The sequence below is a fragment of the Variovorax sp. FW301-JW7 genome, assembly GCF_058788795.1.
Window position 1 is genome coordinate 302,689 of record NZ_JBYTBC010000003.1, and the last position, 18,917, is coordinate 321,605.

The window sequence follows — 18,917 nt, forward strand, 5'->3', positions numbered from 1 at the left end:
CAACGGAGACAAGACACATGAAGATCGCATTCATCGGCCTGGGCAACATGGGCGGCCCGATGGCCCTGAACCTGCACAAGGCAGGCCACACGCTCAGCGCCTTCGACCTCTCGGCCGAAGCCTGCAAGAAGTTCGCTGCGGAAGGCCTGCCGATCGCCAAGTCGGCGGCCGAGACCGTGGCCGGCGCCGAGGTGGTGATCAGCATGCTGCCCGCCAGCGCGCATGTCGAGGGCCTGTTTCTCGGCGGCGCCAGCAAGCCCGGCCTGCTCGAAAGCATCCAGGCCGGCACGCTCGTGATCGACAGCAGCACCATCGCCGCCGCCACCTCGCGCAAGGTGGCCGAGGCCGCCGCCGCCAAGGGCGTCGCGATGATCGATGCGCCCGTGTCGGGCGGCACCGGCGGCGCCATTGCCGGCACGCTGACCTTCATGGTCGGCGGCGACACCCAAGACCTGGAGCGCGCGCGCCCGGTGCTCGAGAAGATGGGCGCCAACATCTTCCACGCCGGCGCGGCCGGTGCGGGCCAGACCGCCAAGATCTGCAACAACATGCTGCTCGGCATCCTGATGATCGGCACCTCGGAAGCACTCGCGCTGGGCGTGGCCAACGGGCTCGACCCGAAGGTGCTGTCCGAGATCATGCGCCGCAGCTCGGGTGGCAACTGGGCGCTCGAGAAGTACAACCCGGTGCCCGGCGTGATGGAAGCCGCGCCAGCCTCGAAGAACTACGCCGGCGGCTTCGGCACCGACCTGATGCTCAAGGACCTGGGCCTGGCGCAGGAAAACGCCACCGCCGTGCGCGCGGCCACGCCGCTGGGCGGCCTGGCGCGCAGCCTGTACGCGGCGCACAGCCTCGCGGGCCACGGCGCGCTCGATTTCTCGAGCGTGCTGAAGCTGGTTCAGAAAGCCGGCTGAACGGCGCGCCGGCCGCGCCGCGCCATCGCGAGCAGCAGGCCGGCCGCCACGAGGTTGGCGCCGATCGCCACGAGGATCGGCAGCAGGTAGCTGCGCGTGAGGTCGAAGGCGAAGCCCGCGGCGCTCGGCCCGATGAGCGTGCCGATGGCCACGCTGGTGTACAGGATGCCGATGATCGCGCCGATGTGGCGCCCGCCGAACCAGTCCATCACCAGCGCGGGCAGCAGCGCCACGAAGCCGCCGTAGAACACGCCGTACGCAAAGGCGAACAGGGCCAGGCCCCAGAACCCGCCCGACACGGCCCACACCACCAACGACAGTGCCATGCCCGCCGACATCAGCGGCAGCGCATGGTCCCGGCCCATGCGGTCGGCCAGCCCGCCCAGGAAGAAGCGGCCCGCCGTGCTGCCGACGCCGATCGCGCCGAGCAGCAGCACCGCCGATGATGCGGCCACGCCGTGGTCGAGCGCGTAGGGCACCAGGTGCACGAAGGGCACGAACAAGCCGAACGAGCTGATGAGGCAGGCCGCGTACAGCCCCGCGAAACGGCCCGAACCCACGGCCTCGCGCACCGAGGCGCCGGGCGGCAGCGCGGTGGAAGCCTGCGCCTGCAGCGGATCGCCATCAGGCCCGAGGCCGCGTGCGCGCGGATCGTTCTCGACCAGGAGCGCCATGCCCACGCCCACCACGGCCGCGAGCACGCCGAGCGTCAGGTAGGCGTCGCGCCAGCCCAGCGTGTCGATGAGCCACGAGGCCAGTGGCGGCATCGCCAGCGTGCCCACGCCGATGCCGCTCACGGCGAGCCCCGAGGCGAAACCGCGCTGGCGCACGAACCAGCGCTGCACCGCGCCCAGCACGGGCACGTACGAGGCGCCCACGCCGAGACCGACACCAAGTCCGTAGGCCCAGAAGATCTGCGTCAGGCTGCGCGCCTGCCCCGCCAGCACCAGCCCGAGGCCGACCAGCACCATGCCCGCGACCGCCAGCCGCCGCGCGCCCCAGCGGTCGGCCAGCGGGCCGCTGAACACGCCGAGCCCGAAGTAGAGAAAGCCCGCGAGCGAGAACACCAGCGACACCTCGCCGCGCGAGGCGCCGAAGTCGCGCTGCAGCGCATCGAGGAAGGCGCTGAAGGTGTAGGCGCAGCCGAAGCCCACGAACATGACGGCGAAGGCGCCGGCGACCACGAGCCAGCCGTGGAAGAAGCGGGGGCGTGGCGCTGCAGGGGTGTCGGGCGTGTTCGGCGATGTCATGGGGCGGTCCGTGGTGGTGGTCGATCTTCAGGCCGTGCACCACCACGCACTGGCCGGATTCGGACGTGATCCTCCCGTCATCGGGCTCACAGGGTTCACAGCAATTCGATCCCCGGCAGGCTCTTGAAGCAGCTCTCGCGCGTGACGCGCACGAAGTCGTCCAGCCAGGGCCGCGCCGACGTCGCCTGCGTGCAGGCCATGTACAGCCGCCCCGTCAGGCCCCGGGCGCCCACGCGGCGCGCCGTGACGTAGCCGCGGTCGAGGTAATTCTGCACCGCCCACAGCGGCAGCGTGGCCACGCCGCGCCCGCTGGCCACCAGCTGCAGCATCGCCACCGTGAGCTCGGTGGTGCGCCGGTGCGCGGGCTCGACGCCGGCGGGCGCCAGCACCTGGCGCACGATGTCGAGCATTTCGTCGGGCACGGGGTAGGTGATGAGCGTCTGGTCGGCGAAGTGCCGGGCCGTGAGGTGCGGCTTGGCCGTCAGCGCATGGTCGTTGGCCAGCAGCGCCACGATCTCGAAGCGGAACAGCGCGTGGTAGTCGACCGTTTCATCGGGGTCCTGCTCGGAGACGATCGCCACCTCGGCGCGGTTCTGCATCACCAGCGCAATCGGGTCGGGGTGGAAGCCCGAGACGATGTCGAGCTCGATCTCGGGCCAGCGCTGGCGAAAGGCGTCCATGGCGGGCATCAGCCAGTCGAAGCAGGTGTGGCACTCGACCACGATGCGCAGCTGCCCGCTGCGCCCCAGCGCCAGCCGCGCCACGTCGCGCTCGGCCTCTTCGACGAGCGGCAGCGCGGTGTCGGCCAGCTGCAGCAGCCGCAGCCCCGTGGTGCTGAACTGCGGTGGCACCGACTTGCGCTCGAACAGCTGCGCGCCGTAGCGCTCTTCGAGCAGCTTGATCTGGTGCGACAGCGCCGACTGCGTGAGGTTGAGCAGCTGCGCTGCGCGCACCAGGCTGCCGGTGTCGCGCAACGCGGCCAGCGTGCGCAGGTGGCGGATCTCGAGGATGGACTGCATCATGAAAATGATTCAAGCGAACTGGCAAAAGGTTTCGTTTGAATCATATGCGCCAAACGCCGACGATCACCGGTTTCCAAGACCAGCGACCGGATTACCTGCAATGACCACCCGTACCCACATCCTCGGCTTTCCGCGCATGGGCGCCCACCGGGAACTCAAGTTCGCCCTCGAGAAGCACTGGCGCGGCGAAACCGGCCACGCCGCGCTCGAAGCCGTCGGCGAGGCACTGCGCGCGCGCCACTGGCAGGCGCAGCGCGACGCGGGGCTCGACTTCGTGACCGTGGGCGACTTCGCCTTCTACGACCACGTGGCCAACCACATCCAGCTGCTGGGCTGCGAGCCGGCGCGCTTCGGCTTCAGCGGCGACGAGCCCGAGCTGTCGCGCTACTTCAAGATGGCGCGCGGCGTGGAAGACGAGGCGGGTCACGTGCACGACGACAGCTGCACCCACGGCGCCGAAGGCACCTTTGCGCTCGAGATGACGAAGTGGTTCGACACCAACTACCACTACCTCGTGCCCGAGTTCGATGCGGCCACGCAGTTCAGGCTGGCGTCCACGCGCCTGTTCGACGAGGTCGCGCAGGCGCAGCAGGCCGGCCACGCGGTCAAGGCCGTGCTGCTCGGGCCGCTGAGCTTCCTGTACCTGGGCAAGGAAAAGGCGGCCGGCTTCGACCGCTTCTCGCTGCTCGAATCGCTGCTGCCCGTGTACGAGCAGGTGCTCGGCCGGCTCAAGCAGCAGGGCGTGGAATGGGTGCAGATCGACGAGCCGATCCTGGGCCTCGACCTCCCCGAGGCCTGGCGCAATGCCTTCGAACGCGTGTACTGGCAGATCGCGCGCAATGCGCCGAAGCTGCTGCTGGCGAGCTACTTCTCGCCGCTGTCCGAGAACCTGCGCCTGGCCTGCCAGCTGCCCGTGGCCGGCCTGCACGTCGACGCCGTGCGTGCGCCGCAGGAGCTGACCGGCGTGGCCGACTGGCTGCCGGCGCACAAGGTGCTGTCGGTCGGCGTGGTCGACGGCCGCAACATCTGGCGCACCGACGTCGATGTGGCGCTGGGCAAGCTCAGGCCCGTGGCCGAGAAGCACCAGGGCGAGCTGTGGATCGCGCCGTCGTGCTCGCTGCTGCATGTGCCGTTCAGCCTCGCGGCCGAGACGAAGCTCGACACCGAACTGAAATCGTGGCTCGCCTTCGCCATCGAGAAGCTCGATGAGTTGCGCGTGCTGCGCGCCGCTGTCGGTGGCAACGAAGCCTCGGTGGCCGCCGATCTCACAGCCGCCCGTGCCGCCGTGGCCGCGCGCCGCGCCAGCCCGCGCGTGCACCGCGCCGACGTGGCGCTGCGCCTGGCACGCAGCGTGGCCGGCGATGACCGCCGCGTGTCCGCTTTCCCGCAGCGCCAGCAGCTGCAGCGCACGCGCTTCGCATTGCCCGCGCTGCCGACCACCACCATCGGCTCGTTCCCGCAGACCGCCGAGATCCGCGCGGCCCGCGCCGCCTTCAAGCGCGGCGAGCTCGATGCCCCCGGCTATCGAGAAAAGATGCGCGCCGAGATCGCACTGGCCGTGCGCAAGCAGGAAGAACTCGGCATCGACGTGCTGGTGCATGGCGAGGCCGAGCGCAACGACATGGTCGAGTACTTCGGCGAGCAGCTCGACGGCTTCGCCTTCACGGCCAACGGCTGGGTGCAGTCGTACGGCTCGCGCTGCGTGAAGCCGCCGGTGATCTTCGGCGACGTGGCGCGCCCGGCCGCGATGACGGTCGAATGGACCGCGTACGCGCAGAGCCTCACGACGCTGCCGATGAAGGGCATGCTGACCGGCCCCGTGACCATCCTGCAGTGGTCCTTCGTGCGCGACGACCAGCCGCGCGCCACCACCTGCGAGCAGATCGCGTGGGCGATCCGCGACGAGGTGAACGACCTCGAGGGCGCGGGCATCGGCATCATCCAGATCGACGAACCCGCCATCCGCGAGGGCCTGCCGCTGCGCCGCGCGGGCTGGCCGGCCTACCTGAAGGCGGCCACGCGCGCCTTCCGGATCAGCGCCTCGGGCGTGCGCGACCAGACGCAGATCCACACGCACATGTGCTATTCGGAGTTCAACGACATCCTGCCGGAGATCGCCGCGATGGACGCCGACGTGATCACCATCGAGACCAGCCGCTCGGACATGGAGCTGCTGCGCGGCTTCGGCGGAGAGGGTGGCTTTCGCTACCCGAACGAGATCGGCCCCGGCGTGTACGACATCCACTCGCCGCGCGTGCCCTCGGTCGACGAGATGGTGCGCCTCATGCGCAAGGCCGCGCAGGTGGTGCCGGGCGAGAACCTCTGGATCAACCCCGACTGCGGCCTCAAGACCCGCGGCTGGCCCGAGACCGAGGCGGCGCTGTCGAACATGGTGGCGGCTGCGAAGCTGCTGCGCGGGGAGCTGGCGCAGGCCTGAGGAAGGGCGCGGGATCGCGGCGTGCCAATAATGCGGGATGTCCTTGCTGTCCCGCCTGTCGCCGTCCCGTTGCCTCTTGTTGCTGTCGTTGCTCCTTGCCCCCTTGACGGGGTGGACGCAGGACCGCGCGCAGGCCCTGCTCCAGTTCGAGGGCGTGCAGGCGCGCTACCAGAACGCCTACGGGCCCGGCGCCGTATCGCGCGGCGCGCGCGAGCTGCTGGAACCGCCCGACCTGGCCATTGCCGACAAGGCCCTGCAGTCGCTCGACGTGGCGGCCGGCCGCGCCTTCGACGTGAACGCCTCGGTGGCCGCGATCCGGCAGGACGTGGCGGCGGTCGGGCAGGGCGCCGCCGCGCCGGGCCCGCAGGTGCTGGAGGCCGTGGCGCGCCTGGCGAAGCTGCGCGCCGACTACGCCGCGATGGACGAGCCCGCCAAGGTGGCGTTCTTCCATCAGCAGCACGCGCGGCCGGCCGACCAGGCGCGCATCGAACTGCTGTCGCGCATGACGGTGGCCGAGGCGCGCGAGATCGATTTCTCGAGCCAGCTGCTCATGAGCGCGGTGGTCAAGCAGCTGGCGCGCGGGAATGCCGGACAGTTCAGTTCGCTGCCCGACCGCACGCTCGACACCGCGCTCGATTCGCTGTGGTCGCGCGGCGTGACCTCACCACGACCGCGCAACCTGATGACCGTGGCGCGCGAGTTCGAGAAGCTGGTCACGCAGGCGCTGCTGCTGGCGCTGCCCGACGCCGACGTGGCCGCCTTGCTGGCCTGGCGCAACGAACCGCAGGCCGCCGCCGAGCGTGAGGCGCTGCTCGGCAGCTACCGCGCCGAGGTCAAGGGCAGCGGCGCGGTCGCGATCCGCACGCTGGTGCGCACCTGGGGGCGACCCTGAGACTTGACGAAAGCGCGCCAAAGTTTGCAAACTCGGGGGCGTTTGTACGAAAAAGTTTCACGCGAACCCCGCATGTCGGAAAGTTCCCCGTGATTGTTTCAATTCCGTGAACACTGCGATTCAGATTGACTGGGGTTTACCCTAGGAATTTGGCGCACACTTCAGGGCATCCAAAGCCCAAGCAAGAAGGAATTGAAATGAAGACCTCGAACATCCTCGCCGCCGCCGCTCTCTCGCTGCTCGCCGCCGCTGGCGCCGCCCACGCAGAGACCTACGAAGGCGTTCACGCCGTGACCTCCGGCTACAGCCGTGCCGACGTGGCACCACAAGCCGTGGCCGCCGCCCGTGCCGGCAACGAATACAGCGACGCCGTGTCGGCCAGCGTGGCCCCCGTGCTGGCCTCGTCGGTGGACCGCGCTTCGGTCCGCGCCGAAGCCGTGGCAGCCGCCCACGCTCCCGGCCAGAACCTGCGCCGCGAATCCTTCGCCGGCAGCGTGATCCCTTCGCAGGCACGCAGCTTCACGCGCCAGGCTGGCCTGTGATCGACGGCGGCGCGAGCCGCCTCGGTTAGAAAGACCACCACCCGAAAGAACCGGACCGTGCAATAGCACCGTCCGGTTTTTTCATGCCTGTTCAGGCGCGGCGGTGGTCGCGGTGGCAGTGGCAGTCGGGCGCATGGTCGTCGACGATGCCCGTGGCCTGCATCCAGGCGTAGACGATCACCGGTCCGACGAACTTGAAGCCGCGTTGCTTCAGCGCCTTCGACATCGTTTCGGACAGCGGCGTCTGCGTGGGCACCGTGCCCGTGGTGTTGACGACCGGCTGGCCGCCCGCCAGGCCCCAGACGAAATCAGAGAAATCTTCGCCCGCCGCCTGCATGGCCAGGTAGGCCTTGGCGTTGCCGATGGCGGCCTCGATCTTGGCGCGCGAGCGCACGATGCCCGCGTCCTGCATGAGGCGCTCGACGTCGGCCGGCGTGAAGCGCGCCACCGTCTCGGGCACGAAGCCCTCGAAGGCCGCGCGGAAGGCGTCGCGCTTGCGCAGGATGGTGAGCCACGACAGGCCGGCCTGGAAGCCGTCGAGCATCAGCTTTTCCCACAGCGCGCGGCTGTCGCGTTCGGGCACGCCCCATTCGGCGTCGTGGTAGCTGGCCAGCAGCGGATCGGTGCGGGCCCAGGCGCATCGCGGGGGTGAGGAAAGGCTGTCGTCGTGAGGCATGGCTCGGCTATCGTCGGGGAATGTTTTCGAAATGAGGGGGTGACCCTGATGCAGCAGTCTCGTTTTTCATTGTCGGCGCTTTCGCTGGCTCTCATGGCGCTCGCCGTCGCTGTCCCGGCCGGTGCCGAGACCCTGAAGAAGCCAGCGCTCGACCAGCTCGCCGTCGCCTGGAAGGGCGGCCGCACGGCGCCCGATTTCAAGGCCTTCCTGGCGCAGGCCGCGCAGGCCCAACCCGTGCTGCAGCCCAGCGTGGCGGCCTACACCGGTGGCAAGGCGCTGGCGGGCGACGACCTCGTCAACATCGCGCGCCTGCTCGGCCTGTACAACCGGCTGCAGAACCAGCAGGCCGTGATCGCCAGCATCGGCACCATGGTCGCCTTGCCCACCGTGCGCAACGTGCAGGTGCCGCCGCACGAGAGCCCGCCGATGGTCGCGTTCGGCCAGCTGGTCGAGAAGATGGCGAAGGACTTCGGGCTGGGCTACCGCAACGTCGACGGCCGCATCTTCGAGGTGAGCCTGAAGGGCCGTGGCAGCGAGGAGTTCGGCATCCTCACGCACGCCGACGTGGTACCGGCCGTGCTGTCCGAATGGGTGCTCGACGACGGCACGCGCCTGGACCCCTTCGCGATGACGCGCGTGGGCGACTTCCTCTACGGGCGCGGCACCATCGACGACAAGGGCTCCATCGCCGCCGTGCTCTACGCCATGAAGGCCGTGAAAGACAGCGGCCTGCCGGTGGGGCGCGGCGTGCGCCTGATGATCGAGACCACCGAGGAAACCGGCGGTGACGCGATGCAGTACTACCGCGACAAGACGCCGCTGCCGGCCTACAACATCGTGCTCGACAGCAAGTACCCCGCGGTCGTGGCCGAGAAGGGCTCGGGCGCGCTCAAGGTGTTCTTCCCCGCGGAAGCGGCCGACCCCGCCGCGACCGCCATCACCGCGATGAGCGGCGCCGCCTCCGCCAACGCCATTCCGCAGACCGCGACCGCCACGCTCAAGGGCGGCGACCTCGCGGCCGTGGCCGCGAAGCTCGAGGCCGCCAAGGCCGCCTTCGTGCGCAAGTACGAAAGCCAGGGCGGCAAGTTCGCGATCGACATCGCGCGCGGCGCCGAGGCCGTCGAGCTGAAGGTCACGGGCACCTCGGCCCACGGCTCGCGGCCCGAAGAGGGCGTGAACCCCGTGCCGCGCCTGGCGCTGTTCCTGAAGGAGTCCGGCGTGCCGTTGGCCGCCAACCCCTACCTGCGGGCCGTGCAGTACATCGATGCGCTCTACGGCACCGGCTACCTCGGCGAGAAGATGGGCTTGGGCTACCAGGACGACTTCATGGGCCCGCTCACGATGTCGCCCACGCTGGTGCGCATGGGCGCCGACGGCCGCCTCGAGGTGACGGCCAACGTGCGCATGCCGCGCGGCCGCACGCCCGACGAGCTGAAGGCGCAGGTGGCGGCCAAGGTCAACGGCTGGGCCACGGCCAGCCAGGTGAAGCTGGAGCTGGCCTACGACCAGGGCAACTGGATGGCGCGCGACCCGAAGGGTGCGTGGCTCTCGACCCTGCTCAACATCTTTGGCGACACCACCGGCCTCGAGGCCAAGCCCGTGCCCACCGCCGGCAGCACCACGGCCAAGCTGATGCCCAATGCCATCAACTTCGGCCCCGCGATGCCCGGCAAGAAGTACACGGCACACAACGCCAAGGAATACAAGGAAGTGCCCGACCTCGACGCCGACATGCAGATGTTCACCGAGATGCTGGTGCGCATCGGCAACCTGCAGCAGATGCAGTAGCGGCCGGCGCTGCGCTGCTGCCGCGCGTCAGGATTTCGATGTCGCCAGGGGCACCAGGGGTGCCCCGTTTTTCTTCTTGGCCTGGATCTCCGCGATGGTGCGCCGCATCGCGACGAAGCGCTTGGCGGAGCTCGGCGGAGCGCTCATGAAGCCCTTCTTCTTCGCGCCGGCCGTGTGCACCCCGAGCTCGCGCCAGATCCGTTCGGCGCCGTCGATGTCGTAGCCCGCCGCGGCCACCATGTAGAGGCCGAGGTAGTCGGCCTCGGCGTCGAACTGTTGCGAGAACGGCGACGACAGCGCCTCTTCCGCCATCCCGGTGCCGCCCAGCGCGCCATCCACGAGGCTGGCCGCGATGCCCACTGCGCGGGTCTTCCCGCCATGGGACAGCACGCCGTTGGCCAGCTCGTGCCCCAGCACGATCGCGAGGTCGCGGTTGTCGGGAAAGAAGCGCATCAGCGCCGAGTTGACGAGGATCTCGTGCCCGTCGTTCTCCGCATGGACCTCGTTCTTCATCCGCGTGACGGCGGTGTAGTTGCACGCCGTGGTGTACGGCAGGCGCAGCGCCGTCGACTGGCCCTCGCGCTGCACCACGGCCTCCAGCCAGCCTTCGCGTTTGGCGGGCTTGGCGCGCGCGGCGTCGATCAACACGTCGTTGAGCCGGTCGATCCCTTTCTCACCGGCGGGCAGCGGCTTGCCGCCGACGGACAGCAGTACGTCCCCGGCGCGCAGCGGCGTGGCCGGCGCCTGCTTCCTGTCGAGCGTCCACAGCACGCTCAGCCGGTCGTCCAGGTGCAGGGTCTGCTTCGCCGCCGCGCGTTCTTCCTTCTCGAAGCTCCACAGGCTGGCGATGTGCGCGCCCAGGCTGGCCCGCACGTCGCCGCCGCAGAACGGCGCGCTGTGCTCCAGGAGCGGGATCGCCACGTCGTCGAGCCGGCGCTGCAGCGTCATGCGGTGGTTCAGCGACAGCGACTGCTGCAGGGATTGTTCCTGCACGACGTCGGGGTCGTCGCTGGCCGGCCGGATCGAGGCGGCGCAGGCCGTGAGGACAAAGGTGGCCGCGATCGACGCGCAGGCCGGGAAGAAGGACGGGCGAGGTGTGTTCATTCGCTCAAGAGGTGTTCGGCATCGGTCGCATCCAGGCCCGAACGCGATACCTGAATCCATGGGGAGGGGGATTTCCCGGTGGCGATGGCGACCAGAATTTCCAGGCAAGGCGAGGTGTCCCGCCCGCTGGAATTGTGGGAGCGCCAACGCGCCCCAAGCTGAAGATCAGATGAAGGCTCAGCCGGTCTTGCGCGCGCGCAGCGTGGCCGAAGGCAGCTCGCCGAAGCGCTGCTGGTAGGCCGCGGCGAACAGACCGAAGTTGGCGTAGCCCCACGCCTGTGCCACCGAGCGCACCGTCGCGCCGGCGTCGGCCATCAGCAGTTCGGCGCGCACGCCCTGCAGGCGCTGCTCGCGCAGTGCGCGCATCGGCGTGGCCTGGCGGTATTCGCGAAAGGCGCTGTTCAGCGTGCGCACGCTGACACCCGCCACGCTCGCCAGTTCGCCGAGCGTGGGCGCGTGCTGTGCGTGCTCGCGGATGTGGCGCTCGGCCGCCAGCACATGCCGCGGCGCCATGCGGTGCTGCACGGCTTCGGCAGGGTGCTCCAGCTGCGCGCGCCACTGGGTCAGCACGTGCACGCCGATCATCTCCTCGAGGTGCCGCCCCAGTGGGCCGGTGTCGACCGCCTCGGGCAGCTCGGTGACGCAGCGGCACGCATACGACAGCAACGCGATCCAGCTCGACTGGGCGCCGCCGAACTTGAACTTGCGCGTCCACAGCCGCTCGTCGGCGGGCGCGCCGAACCAGCGCGCATGCAGCGCGGCCAGCGCGTCGTGCGAGAAGCTGAGGTTCACCTGCAGGTGGTTGGCGTCGAAGTCCACCCAGTAGTGCGTGCGCGAGGTGTCGACCACGAAGGCGTCGCCCACGCCCGTGTCGGCATAGGCGTTGGCTTCGGACCAGTGGCGGCCCGCGCCGCGCACGGTCGTCAGCACCATGCCGACGCCGCTGTCGGGCGAGAAGTCCTTGATGTTCACCGGAATGCCGTAGTGGAATCGGCTCAGCGTGAAGTGCCCGATGCGCGTGGCGTCGAGCACCGAGTCGGGCGTGCGCGCCCGCCCGATGGGCGTGACGCGGTAGGGCATGTAGATGCGGTCCGACCAGCGCCGGATGTCGTCCCAGTCGTGCGAGGCCACCAGGCGGTGGCGCTCGCTCGGCTGCCCGCGGGCGTCGGTGACCAGCACGTTGCGGATCGCATCCATCGCGCACCTCGGTTCAGAAAGAAGAAGGTGCACGCCCCGGGGCGTGCACCGCTCGACGGCTCAGCGGTGATGGTAAACCGCGGTCTCGAAAGCCACGAAGCCCGGGTAGCTCGCGCAGTCCTGGAAGGGCAGGATCTGCGTCGCCCAGTAGCCGCCGATGCCGTTCTCGCGGTCGATCCAGAAGAAGCTGTTGGCCAGGCCCGCCCACATCAGCGAATTCGCCGGGCGACCGGTGGGCGCGCGCTCGCGGTTGGTCATGAAGGTGTAGGCCCAGCCCTTGTCGGTGCCGGGCAGGAACTCGCCCGTGTTGCTCAGCGACGGAACCGACGTGCGCCAGCCACCCACCGACAGGTCCATCGCGGCCAGGCCGTCCTGCGCCATGCGCTGCACCGTGTCGGCCTTCAGCACGCGCCCGTGCGGCCCGGCGCCGTCGTTCAGCACCATGCGGATGAACTTCATGTACTCGCCCACGGTGGCATACAGGCCGTGACCGCCCATGTCCATCGGCGGCGGCTCGGGCAGCACCAGCTCGGGCAGCGGCGTGAGCCGGCCGTCGGCCGCGCGGTCGTGGATGGTGACGCGGCGCGCCTTCATCGACTCGGACATGCCGAAGCCGATGTCCTGCATGCCCAGCGGCTCGAAGACGCGCTCCTTCATCACTTCGCCCAGGCGCTTGCCGCGCTGCCGTTCGACGATGCGGCCCAGCCAGTCGATGTTGGCGCCGTAGGTCCAGGCCGCGCCCGGCTCGTGCAGCAGCACTGTGCGAATCGATTCGAAGCTGCCCGACACCACCGTGGGAATGTTCAGCGCGGCGCGGTACTTCAGGTCGTCTTCGCTGAAGAACTCGTAGCCCAGGCCCGAGGTGTGCAGCATCAGGTCGTTGACCGTGATGCGCCGGCGCGGCGCGCGCGTGCGCGGCCGGCCGTCGGCGTCGAAGCCGTCGAGCACCTGCAGCTCGTCGAGCTCGGGCACGTAGGCGCCGGCCGGGTCGGTGAGCGCAATCTTGCCTTCCTCGACCAGTTGCATCACGCAGGTGCCCGTGATCGCCTTGGTGGTCGAGAAGATCGCGAACACGCTGTCGGTGGCCATCGGACGGTCGAGCCCGAGTTCGCGCGTGCCGGCGGCGCCTTCGTAGAAATTGCCCGTGCGGTCGGTCGCCATCGCGACGACGCCGGGGGCGCCGCCGTGGCGGTGAACGGTCTGGTGCAGCGTTGCGTCGAGCGCGGTCTTCAGCCTGTGCGAGGTCATGCCTTCTTGTCTCCTGTGTGAGGAGGCCGGGCGGTGTGTGAAGGGTTGCCTGCGCGCCGGCCTGCCATGCGAAATTCCGCAGGCAGCGGCAATCTAGGGCCGCGGGCTCACCGATCCTGTTCGCAAATGGCGGGGGGCTGTGCGGATCTGGCAGTCATTGCACGGCACGCCCGCAGCGACACGGCTACTCGTAGCTCAGCGTGAACGTGGCGCGTGCGTTGGCGCTGCCGGGCTGGATGGTGGGCGCGGTCTGGACGTAGCGGCCGATCAGCGGGACCTCGAACAGCCCGTTGCCGCTGGACCCGGCGCTCCACTGGTTCTGCGTGCCCGGCGCATTCGAGTCCGGCCCGTACGACAGCACCGTCGCGCCCTTCAGGATCTGCACCCCGACGCCCGAGGCGGTCGACGAGGGGCTCAGCGACAGCGTGTTGGACCGGTTCTCGGGATTCGTGGGGTCGGTCAGCGTGACGGAGATGGCCGTCGAGATGCCCGTGATGCCGCCCGCGCAGTTCAGGCCGATGTGGAAGGGCTCACCCGGCGAGGTCGATCCCACGCCCGTGAACTGGTTCTTCGAGACCTTGCCCAGCCGGACCGACACCGACTGCGTCGTCACGGCGCAGGTCGGGCGGCCGGGGTTGATCACGATGCTGCCGTTGATGCGGATCGATCCGATCTGGAAGCCGCCCAGGCTCGGGTAGGTCAGCGTGGCCACCTCGCCGGTGAGCGAGCCGCCGCGTGTGATGGGGCCGGTCTTGACCACGGCCATGGCGACGGTCCCGGTCCACGACGAGGCCGTCTTGAACGAGGCCGGTCCCGTCGTGGCAAAGGGGAGCGTGGTGCCGGCGTCCCAGAACAGCCGGATGCCCACGCCGGGGATGCTCGTGGCGTAGATGTTGTTGCCCAGGTAGGGACCGGCGCCGGTCCACTGGATGCTGACTTTCGTGGTTCCCTGCGCGGGGCAGGTGATGGTCGTCGGCGACGCGGCGTTGAATGGCGTGGTCGGCCGCACCAGCGTGACCCCCACGGCGACCGAGGGATCGACCGTCACCGGCCCGGTGACCGGAAACAGCACGATGCCGGGTTGCCCCGTGCTCGACGAGCAGGGGTCGGCCGCCTGGGCCGTATGCGAAGCGACGAGCGCGAGCGACGCCAGGCCGAGGCGTGTTGCGGGAGTCATGCGAGAGGGCCCTCCGAGCCATGCCGCCAAGCCACCGTCCAGGTGCTTGCGGGGCTCAAGATCAGATCGCCTGCCCTTGCTTGTGTCGCTGCCGCATCGGCAGCGGGCGCCCTGCGCGCGCCGGCCCATGGTACGGGCGACCGGCGCGCAGTTCAAGCGCGACGCGCGTGGCGCGCTTCAGCCCACGCCGTTGGCGCGCTTCAGCCCACGCCGTTGGCGCGCTTCAGCCCACGCCGTTGGTGCGCAGCACCGCCTTCAGGCGCCGCACCTCGTGCTGCAGATCGAGGATCAGCGCGGCGGCGTCCAGGTTCACGCCGAAGTCGCGTTCGAGCCGGCGCGCTTCGAGCGCGTGCTGCAGGTCGGTGCTGGAAAACTCCCAGCGCTCGGGCGGTGCGTCGGTCGTGGTGACCTGCACGATGCCCACTTCGACCAGTTGCACGACCCAGGCGGTGTCGGCGCCGCAGGCGTGCGCGAGTTCGTTGGCGGCCAGCGGGTGCGAGACGCCGATGGCCGTGGTGGTGACGGATGCGTAGTTCGCCATGCTCAGACTCCCAGGTGCTGGCGGGGGTTGAACGAGGAGGTCGCCTGCGCGAGTTGCGCGTAGGCGTTGCGTGCGGCCTCGCTGTCGGCGGGCGGCAGTGCGATCTCGAGCAGCAGGTACAGGTCGCCGGGCGTCTTGCCCGCGAAGCCGCGGCCCTTGAGCCGCAGCTTCATGCCGCCGCGCGCGTTGGGCGGCACGGTGACCTCGACCACGCCGCCGGTGGGCGTGGGCACCTGCACCTGCGCGCCCAGCGCGGCCTCGGCGGGGGTGATGGGCAGCGTCATGTACAGGTCGCGCTCTTCCACGCGGTACAGCTTGTGCGGCGCGATGCGCACCTCGAGGTACAGGTCGCCGGCCGGCTCGCCGCCGTGGCCGGGCATGCCCTGGCCCGCGAGGCGGATGAACTGGCCGGGGTGCACGCCGGGCGGGATCTTCACGGCGAGCGTGCGGTTCTCCCACTGCGGATGGCCCTGTGCGTCGATCGTCTGGGCGCGCAACGTGAGCTCGCGCTCGGCGCCGTTCAGCGCGTCTTCGAGCGTGATCTCGATCGCCGCGTGGTGGTCTTCGCCGCGCGCGCGGTAGTTCTGGCGCGTGGCGCCGCGGCGCTCGGCGTCGCCGAACATCGACGAGAAGAACTCGCTGAAGTCGGCGTGGTCGGCCGGGCCCTGGCGCGGGCCGCGGTGAAACTCGTAGCCGGTGTCCCAGCCGGGCGGCGGCTCGAAGCTGCCGTCGGGCCGGCCGCCGCGTGCGACACGGTCGGCCAGCGCGTCGTAGGCGGCGCGCTTGTCTTTGTCGCCGAGCACGTCCTTGGCCTCGTTGATGTCGCGCATGCGCTGCTCGGCGTCGGGCTCCTTGCTGACGTCGGGGTGGTACTTGCGGGCGAGCTTGCGGTAGGCCTTGCGCACCTCGTCGTCGGACGCGGTGCGTTCGACGCCCAGTGCGCTGTAGTAGTCCTTGAATTCCATGGTGGTGGTGATTCCTTTCGGTGGACGGCGTACAGGGCGACCGGGCGCTGGTTCAGGCCAGGGCGGCTCCGCCGTCGGCGTGCCGCTGTTGCAGCGGCGTCACGGCCCATGTGGGGCCGGCACGTGTGAAGCGCAAGGGTTGCGCGTTGCCGAAGATGCTCGCATCGACCGCCACGCCCAGCAGCGCGGCCAGCGCGTAGAGCGTGCCGCCGTGCGCCACCACCAGCACCGGCGCGGGCTGCGCGGCGAGCGCGGCGGCCAGCGCCTGGCGCTTGCGGTCGACGAACTGCGCCAGCGTCTCGCCGCCTTCGGGCTCGCAGGCCCAGTCGATGTTCGCCGACGAGGTGCCGATGAGCGCGCCGAAGTTGCGCTCGCGCAGGTTCTCGTGCGCGCTGGGCACGAGGCCCAGGGCGCGCGCCACGGTGTGGGCGGTGTCGAAGGCGCGGCGCGCGTCGCTGCACACGATGGCGCCGATCGGCTCGCCGGCCAGCAGCTCGGCCGCTTGTACCGCCTGCTGTTCGCCGAGTGCGCTCAGGGGCTCGTCGGGCGCCTGGAAGACGCGCAGCGCATTGCGCCCGGTCTGGCCGTGGCGCAGGAAGTAGAAGTGATCGCAGGCCGGGGCGAGCGGCTGCTCGGCGGCCAGGCGGTTCAGCAGGTCGATGCCCGTGGCGGCGTGGGCGGGAAAAGGAACGGTGCTCGAGGACATGGTTCAGTACGCCAGCTGCAGCGGCTTGCCTTCGCGCTGCGCCTGCACGTCGGCGGGGTGGAAGGGCAGCGGATGCCACTGCTTGGCCGCGAACAGCGGCAGTTGGTCGTAGGCGCGCGGCGAGGCCGGGTCGCTGCTCTGGCCATAGGTGAGCAGGCCTTGCGCCACGGGGCCGCGCGCGTCGAAGGTCACGACCTGCATGTAGCTGCTGCCGTAGTTGACGGCGTAGCCCTTCGGGTCGATCTGCGGCTGGCCCTGCGATTCGAGCTTGTTGAGCACGCCCTCGAACTCGTCGCCGCCGGGCAGCGCGATCTTCTGGCCGCGCACGGTGCGCGATTGCGGCACGCCCAGCGCCACGTCGGGGGCGAAGCCGGCGGTGCGCACGATGCCGACCGCGTCGCCCAGCGCCTTGAACACCGCCTCGCGCGTGGCGGGCGTGGCCATGTCCAGGCCGGTGGGCGTGGTCACGGGCTGCGCCGGGTCGAAGGGCACACGCCAGACCTTCGGCAGGTCCTTGGTCTTGCGCCAGAACTCGCGGAACAGCGCCGCGCCCTTCGATTCGGCGTTGCTGGTGCGGTCCCAGGCGGAGAGCACGCGGCAGCCCAGGGCCTGGTCGGCGCTCAGCGCGGCGCCGGTGGCGGTGCACGCGGCCTTCAGGTCGTCCATCACCAGCATGCCGGCGAGGTTCCTGTCGCGGAAGATCACGCTGCGCAGCTCGGCCGCGCCCATGCGGTTGCCCGGCAGGCCGTCGGTGCCCGCGAGGCGGCCGCGGATTTCCATGATGGCGCTGCGCGTGCGCAGCCGCTGCGGCACGCCGACCGGGCCGACCAGCGGTGAGACGCCCGCCATCGGTGCCGTCTCGGGGTTGCTGAGCCAGAAGCTGTCGTTGCTGTTCTGCACGTAGTCGGGCGTGATGACGACCGGCATGCGGGCCGGCGCGATGATGCCGGGCGCGGCGGCGCTGCTATCGCGATGCCAGGCGCAGGCGCTGCGCGAGCCGTCCAGCACGGGCAGGCCGGCGGCGTTGAGCAGCGCGGCGGCGGCCGGCGAGGGCGCGCAGGCCTTGAGCATCTCGGCCGACACGTCGGGCACCACCGACAGGTCGGCGTACATCGCGTTGCCCTCGCGGTCGGCCGCCAGGGTGTTGATCCATGGGATGCCCTGGTTGCCCATGGCGGCGCGCAGCTCGGCGACGTTGCGGGCGCGGCCCATCTTCATCCAGCTTTCGGCCGAGCGCACGTTGAGCGTGTTGGCGTCGCGGATCGCATAGGCCTTCTGAGCGGTCCAGCCCAGGCCGGCGCGCGGCAGCGAGATTACGGGGCCCCAGTCGGTGGCATAGAAGGTGTGCTGCACGGGCGCGCCGCCCGCCGTGGCGGCGGCTGGCAGTGCGACCGTGCGCGCGACCATCTTCTTCGGCTGGCCGTCGACCCAGTACACGGTCGGGTCGTTGGGGTCGAGCTTGAGTTCGTACAGCGTGAAGCGCTTGCCGGTCGACACGGTGTGGGTCCAGGCCACGTCCTTGTTGAAGCCGATCGACACCACCGGGCTCAGGCCGCCGGTGGCGCCCATCACGTCGAGCTGGCCGGGGATGGTCAGGTGCATCTGCCAGAAGCGGTTGGTGCCGTTCCAGGGGAAGTGCGGGTTGCCCAGCAGCAGGCCCTTGCCATCGGGCGTGGCGTTGCGCCCGAAGGCCCAGCCGTTGGAGCCCAGCTCGCCGCCTTCGGGGTTGGCGTTGAAGCTGTGGCGGCCGATCTCGGCCACGGCGTCCTGCAGCGCGACCGGCGCCGCGCCGGTCTTGGCGCCCGGGGCCGGCGGCACGGCGGCCAGCACCGCGCCGGCCAGCGCGCCCAGGCCGCCCTGGATCATCGATTGCTCGGTGGCGCGCGCCAGGTCGGCGGCCGTCATCGGGCGCACCCAGGGCTTGCCGCGGCAGGCTTCGGGCAGGCCATTGGGGCCCGCATCCTGCAGGTAGCGGTTGTAGCCCGCCACGTAGCCGCGCAGCGCGGCCTTCACCTCGTCGCTGGTGGTGGCCGCCGCGCGGGCCAGCGCCGCGTCGTCCATGTGGTAGCGCACGAACAGGTCGATCTGCGCGTTGGGCATGCGGCCCAGGCCGAAGTCGCCGGTGTTCTGCGCCCCGAGGAACTGTGCGCGGTCGCCGCGCAGCGTCAGCAGGTGCTCGGCGGTCTGGCAGACGTTGTCCTGCGCGTGCGCGTAGGCGGTGCCATAGGCCAGGCCTTCGTAGTCGAGCGCCGTGATGTGCGCGATGCCGAAGGTGGTGCGCTCGATGCTCACGCTGCGGCTGCCGGGCGGCGGCGTGCTGGCACAGGCCCCGAGCAGGGCGACCAGGCCCAGGGAGAGGGCCGTCAACGAGAACCGGGAGCGCGAGGTGTTCGAAGTCATGGGGCGGGCGTGAGGTGGAGAAAAGGGTCGAAAAAGAGGGACCGATTAGAGGATGAAC

Annotated in this window: 16 protein-coding genes; 5 read left to right on the plus strand and 11 right to left on the minus strand. The window is 70.3% G+C overall.

Features of this window, described 5'->3' with window-relative positions:
- Nucleotides 1-17: 17 nt before the first annotated feature.
- Nucleotides 18-914 (plus strand): 3-hydroxyisobutyrate dehydrogenase, encoded by an 897-nt coding sequence (mmsB, locus tag AC3WQM_RS09895; RefSeq protein ID WP_492678349.1) that lies wholly within the window; start codon nt 18-20, stop codon nt 912-914.
- Here the strand turns inward: mmsB and AC3WQM_RS09900 are convergent.
- Both AC3WQM_RS09900 and AC3WQM_RS09905 read right to left on the minus strand, forming a co-directional pair.
- The gene (locus AC3WQM_RS09900) at nt 899-2,164 is read right to left on the minus strand and encodes an MFS transporter (protein ID WP_492678351.1); all 1,266 of its coding nucleotides are present in this window, start codon (nt 2,162-2,164) and stop codon (nt 899-901) included. The two genes, mmsB and AC3WQM_RS09900, sit on opposite strands and share 16 nt — an antisense overlap.
- 95 nt (nt 2,165-2,259) lie before the next feature.
- A complete protein-coding gene (locus AC3WQM_RS09905; protein ID WP_369632389.1) occupies nt 2,260-3,186 on the minus strand; it encodes a LysR family transcriptional regulator in 927 nt (308 codons plus the stop codon).
- A gap of 100 nt (nt 3,187-3,286) precedes the next feature.
- Between AC3WQM_RS09905 and metE the strand changes: the two genes are divergently transcribed.
- The 3 genes from metE (at nt 3,287) to AC3WQM_RS09920 (ending at nt 7,057) form a co-directional block, all read left to right on the plus strand.
- Complete coding sequence (gene metE, locus AC3WQM_RS09910) at nt 3,287-5,623, plus strand: 5-methyltetrahydropteroyltriglutamate--homocysteine S-methyltransferase (RefSeq protein WP_492678353.1); 2,337 nt, start codon at nt 3,287-3,289, stop codon at nt 5,621-5,623.
- Between the two features lie 37 nt (nt 5,624-5,660).
- Entirely contained in the window at nt 5,661-6,515 is an 855-nt protein-coding gene (locus tag AC3WQM_RS09915) for a hypothetical protein (protein WP_492678355.1), read from the plus strand.
- A gap of 197 nt (nt 6,516-6,712) precedes the next feature.
- Entirely contained in the window at nt 6,713-7,057 is a 345-nt protein-coding gene (locus AC3WQM_RS09920) for a hypothetical protein (protein ID WP_062481853.1), read from the plus strand.
- 91 nt (nt 7,058-7,148) lie between these two features.
- Here AC3WQM_RS09920 and AC3WQM_RS09925 read toward each other — a convergent pair whose 3' ends face one another.
- Complete coding sequence (locus AC3WQM_RS09925) at nt 7,149-7,733, minus strand: DNA-3-methyladenine glycosylase I (protein WP_489057161.1); 585 nt, start codon at nt 7,731-7,733, stop codon at nt 7,149-7,151.
- Between the two features lie 48 nt (nt 7,734-7,781).
- Between AC3WQM_RS09925 and AC3WQM_RS09930 the strand changes: the two genes are divergently transcribed.
- Nucleotides 7,782-9,521: a dipeptidase gene (locus AC3WQM_RS09930; protein ID WP_492678357.1), complete on the plus strand. Its 1,740-nt coding sequence runs from the start codon at nt 7,782-7,784 to the stop codon at nt 9,519-9,521.
- 27 nt (nt 9,522-9,548) lie between these two features.
- On the opposite strand, the gene AC3WQM_RS09935 is transcribed toward AC3WQM_RS09930, so the two are convergent.
- The 8 genes from AC3WQM_RS09935 to AC3WQM_RS09970 all read right to left on the minus strand — a co-directional run bounded on the left by AC3WQM_RS09935 (nt 9,549) and on the right by AC3WQM_RS09970 (nt 18,859).
- Nucleotides 9,549-10,625, minus strand: a complete 1,077-nt coding sequence (locus AC3WQM_RS09935) for a M48 family metalloprotease (RefSeq protein ID WP_492678359.1) — start codon at nt 10,623-10,625, stop codon at nt 9,549-9,551.
- A gap of 177 nt (nt 10,626-10,802) precedes the next feature.
- Entirely contained in the window at nt 10,803-11,822 is a 1,020-nt protein-coding gene (locus AC3WQM_RS09940) for an AraC family transcriptional regulator (protein WP_390344708.1), read from the minus strand.
- A 60-nt stretch (nt 11,823-11,882) separates the two neighbouring features.
- Entirely contained in the window at nt 11,883-13,070 is a 1,188-nt protein-coding gene (locus AC3WQM_RS09945) for a serine hydrolase domain-containing protein (RefSeq protein WP_492678361.1), read from the minus strand.
- 184 nt (nt 13,071-13,254) lie between these two features.
- Complete coding sequence (locus AC3WQM_RS09950; protein ID WP_492678363.1) at nt 13,255-14,247, minus strand: fimbrial protein; 993 nt, start codon at nt 14,245-14,247, stop codon at nt 13,255-13,257.
- Between the two features lie 223 nt (nt 14,248-14,470).
- Nucleotides 14,471-14,788 carry a chaperone modulator CbpM gene (locus tag AC3WQM_RS09955; protein ID WP_492678365.1) on the minus strand — a complete coding sequence of 106 codons (318 nt, stop codon included), beginning with the start codon at nt 14,786-14,788 and terminating at the stop codon, nt 14,471-14,473.
- A 2-nt stretch (nt 14,789-14,790) separates the two neighbouring features.
- Entirely contained in the window at nt 14,791-15,753 is a 963-nt protein-coding gene (locus AC3WQM_RS09960) for a DnaJ C-terminal domain-containing protein (RefSeq protein ID WP_492678367.1), read from the minus strand.
- Nucleotides 15,754-15,805: 52 nt separating this feature from the next.
- Nucleotides 15,806-16,459, minus strand: a complete 654-nt coding sequence (locus AC3WQM_RS09965) for a histidine phosphatase family protein (RefSeq protein WP_095947490.1) — start codon at nt 16,457-16,459, stop codon at nt 15,806-15,808.
- A gap of 3 nt (nt 16,460-16,462) precedes the next feature.
- Nucleotides 16,463-18,859 carry a penicillin acylase family protein gene (locus tag AC3WQM_RS09970; protein WP_492678369.1) on the minus strand — a complete coding sequence of 799 codons (2,397 nt, stop codon included), beginning with the start codon at nt 18,857-18,859 and terminating at the stop codon, nt 16,463-16,465.
- Nucleotides 18,860-18,917 lie beyond the last annotated feature (58 nt).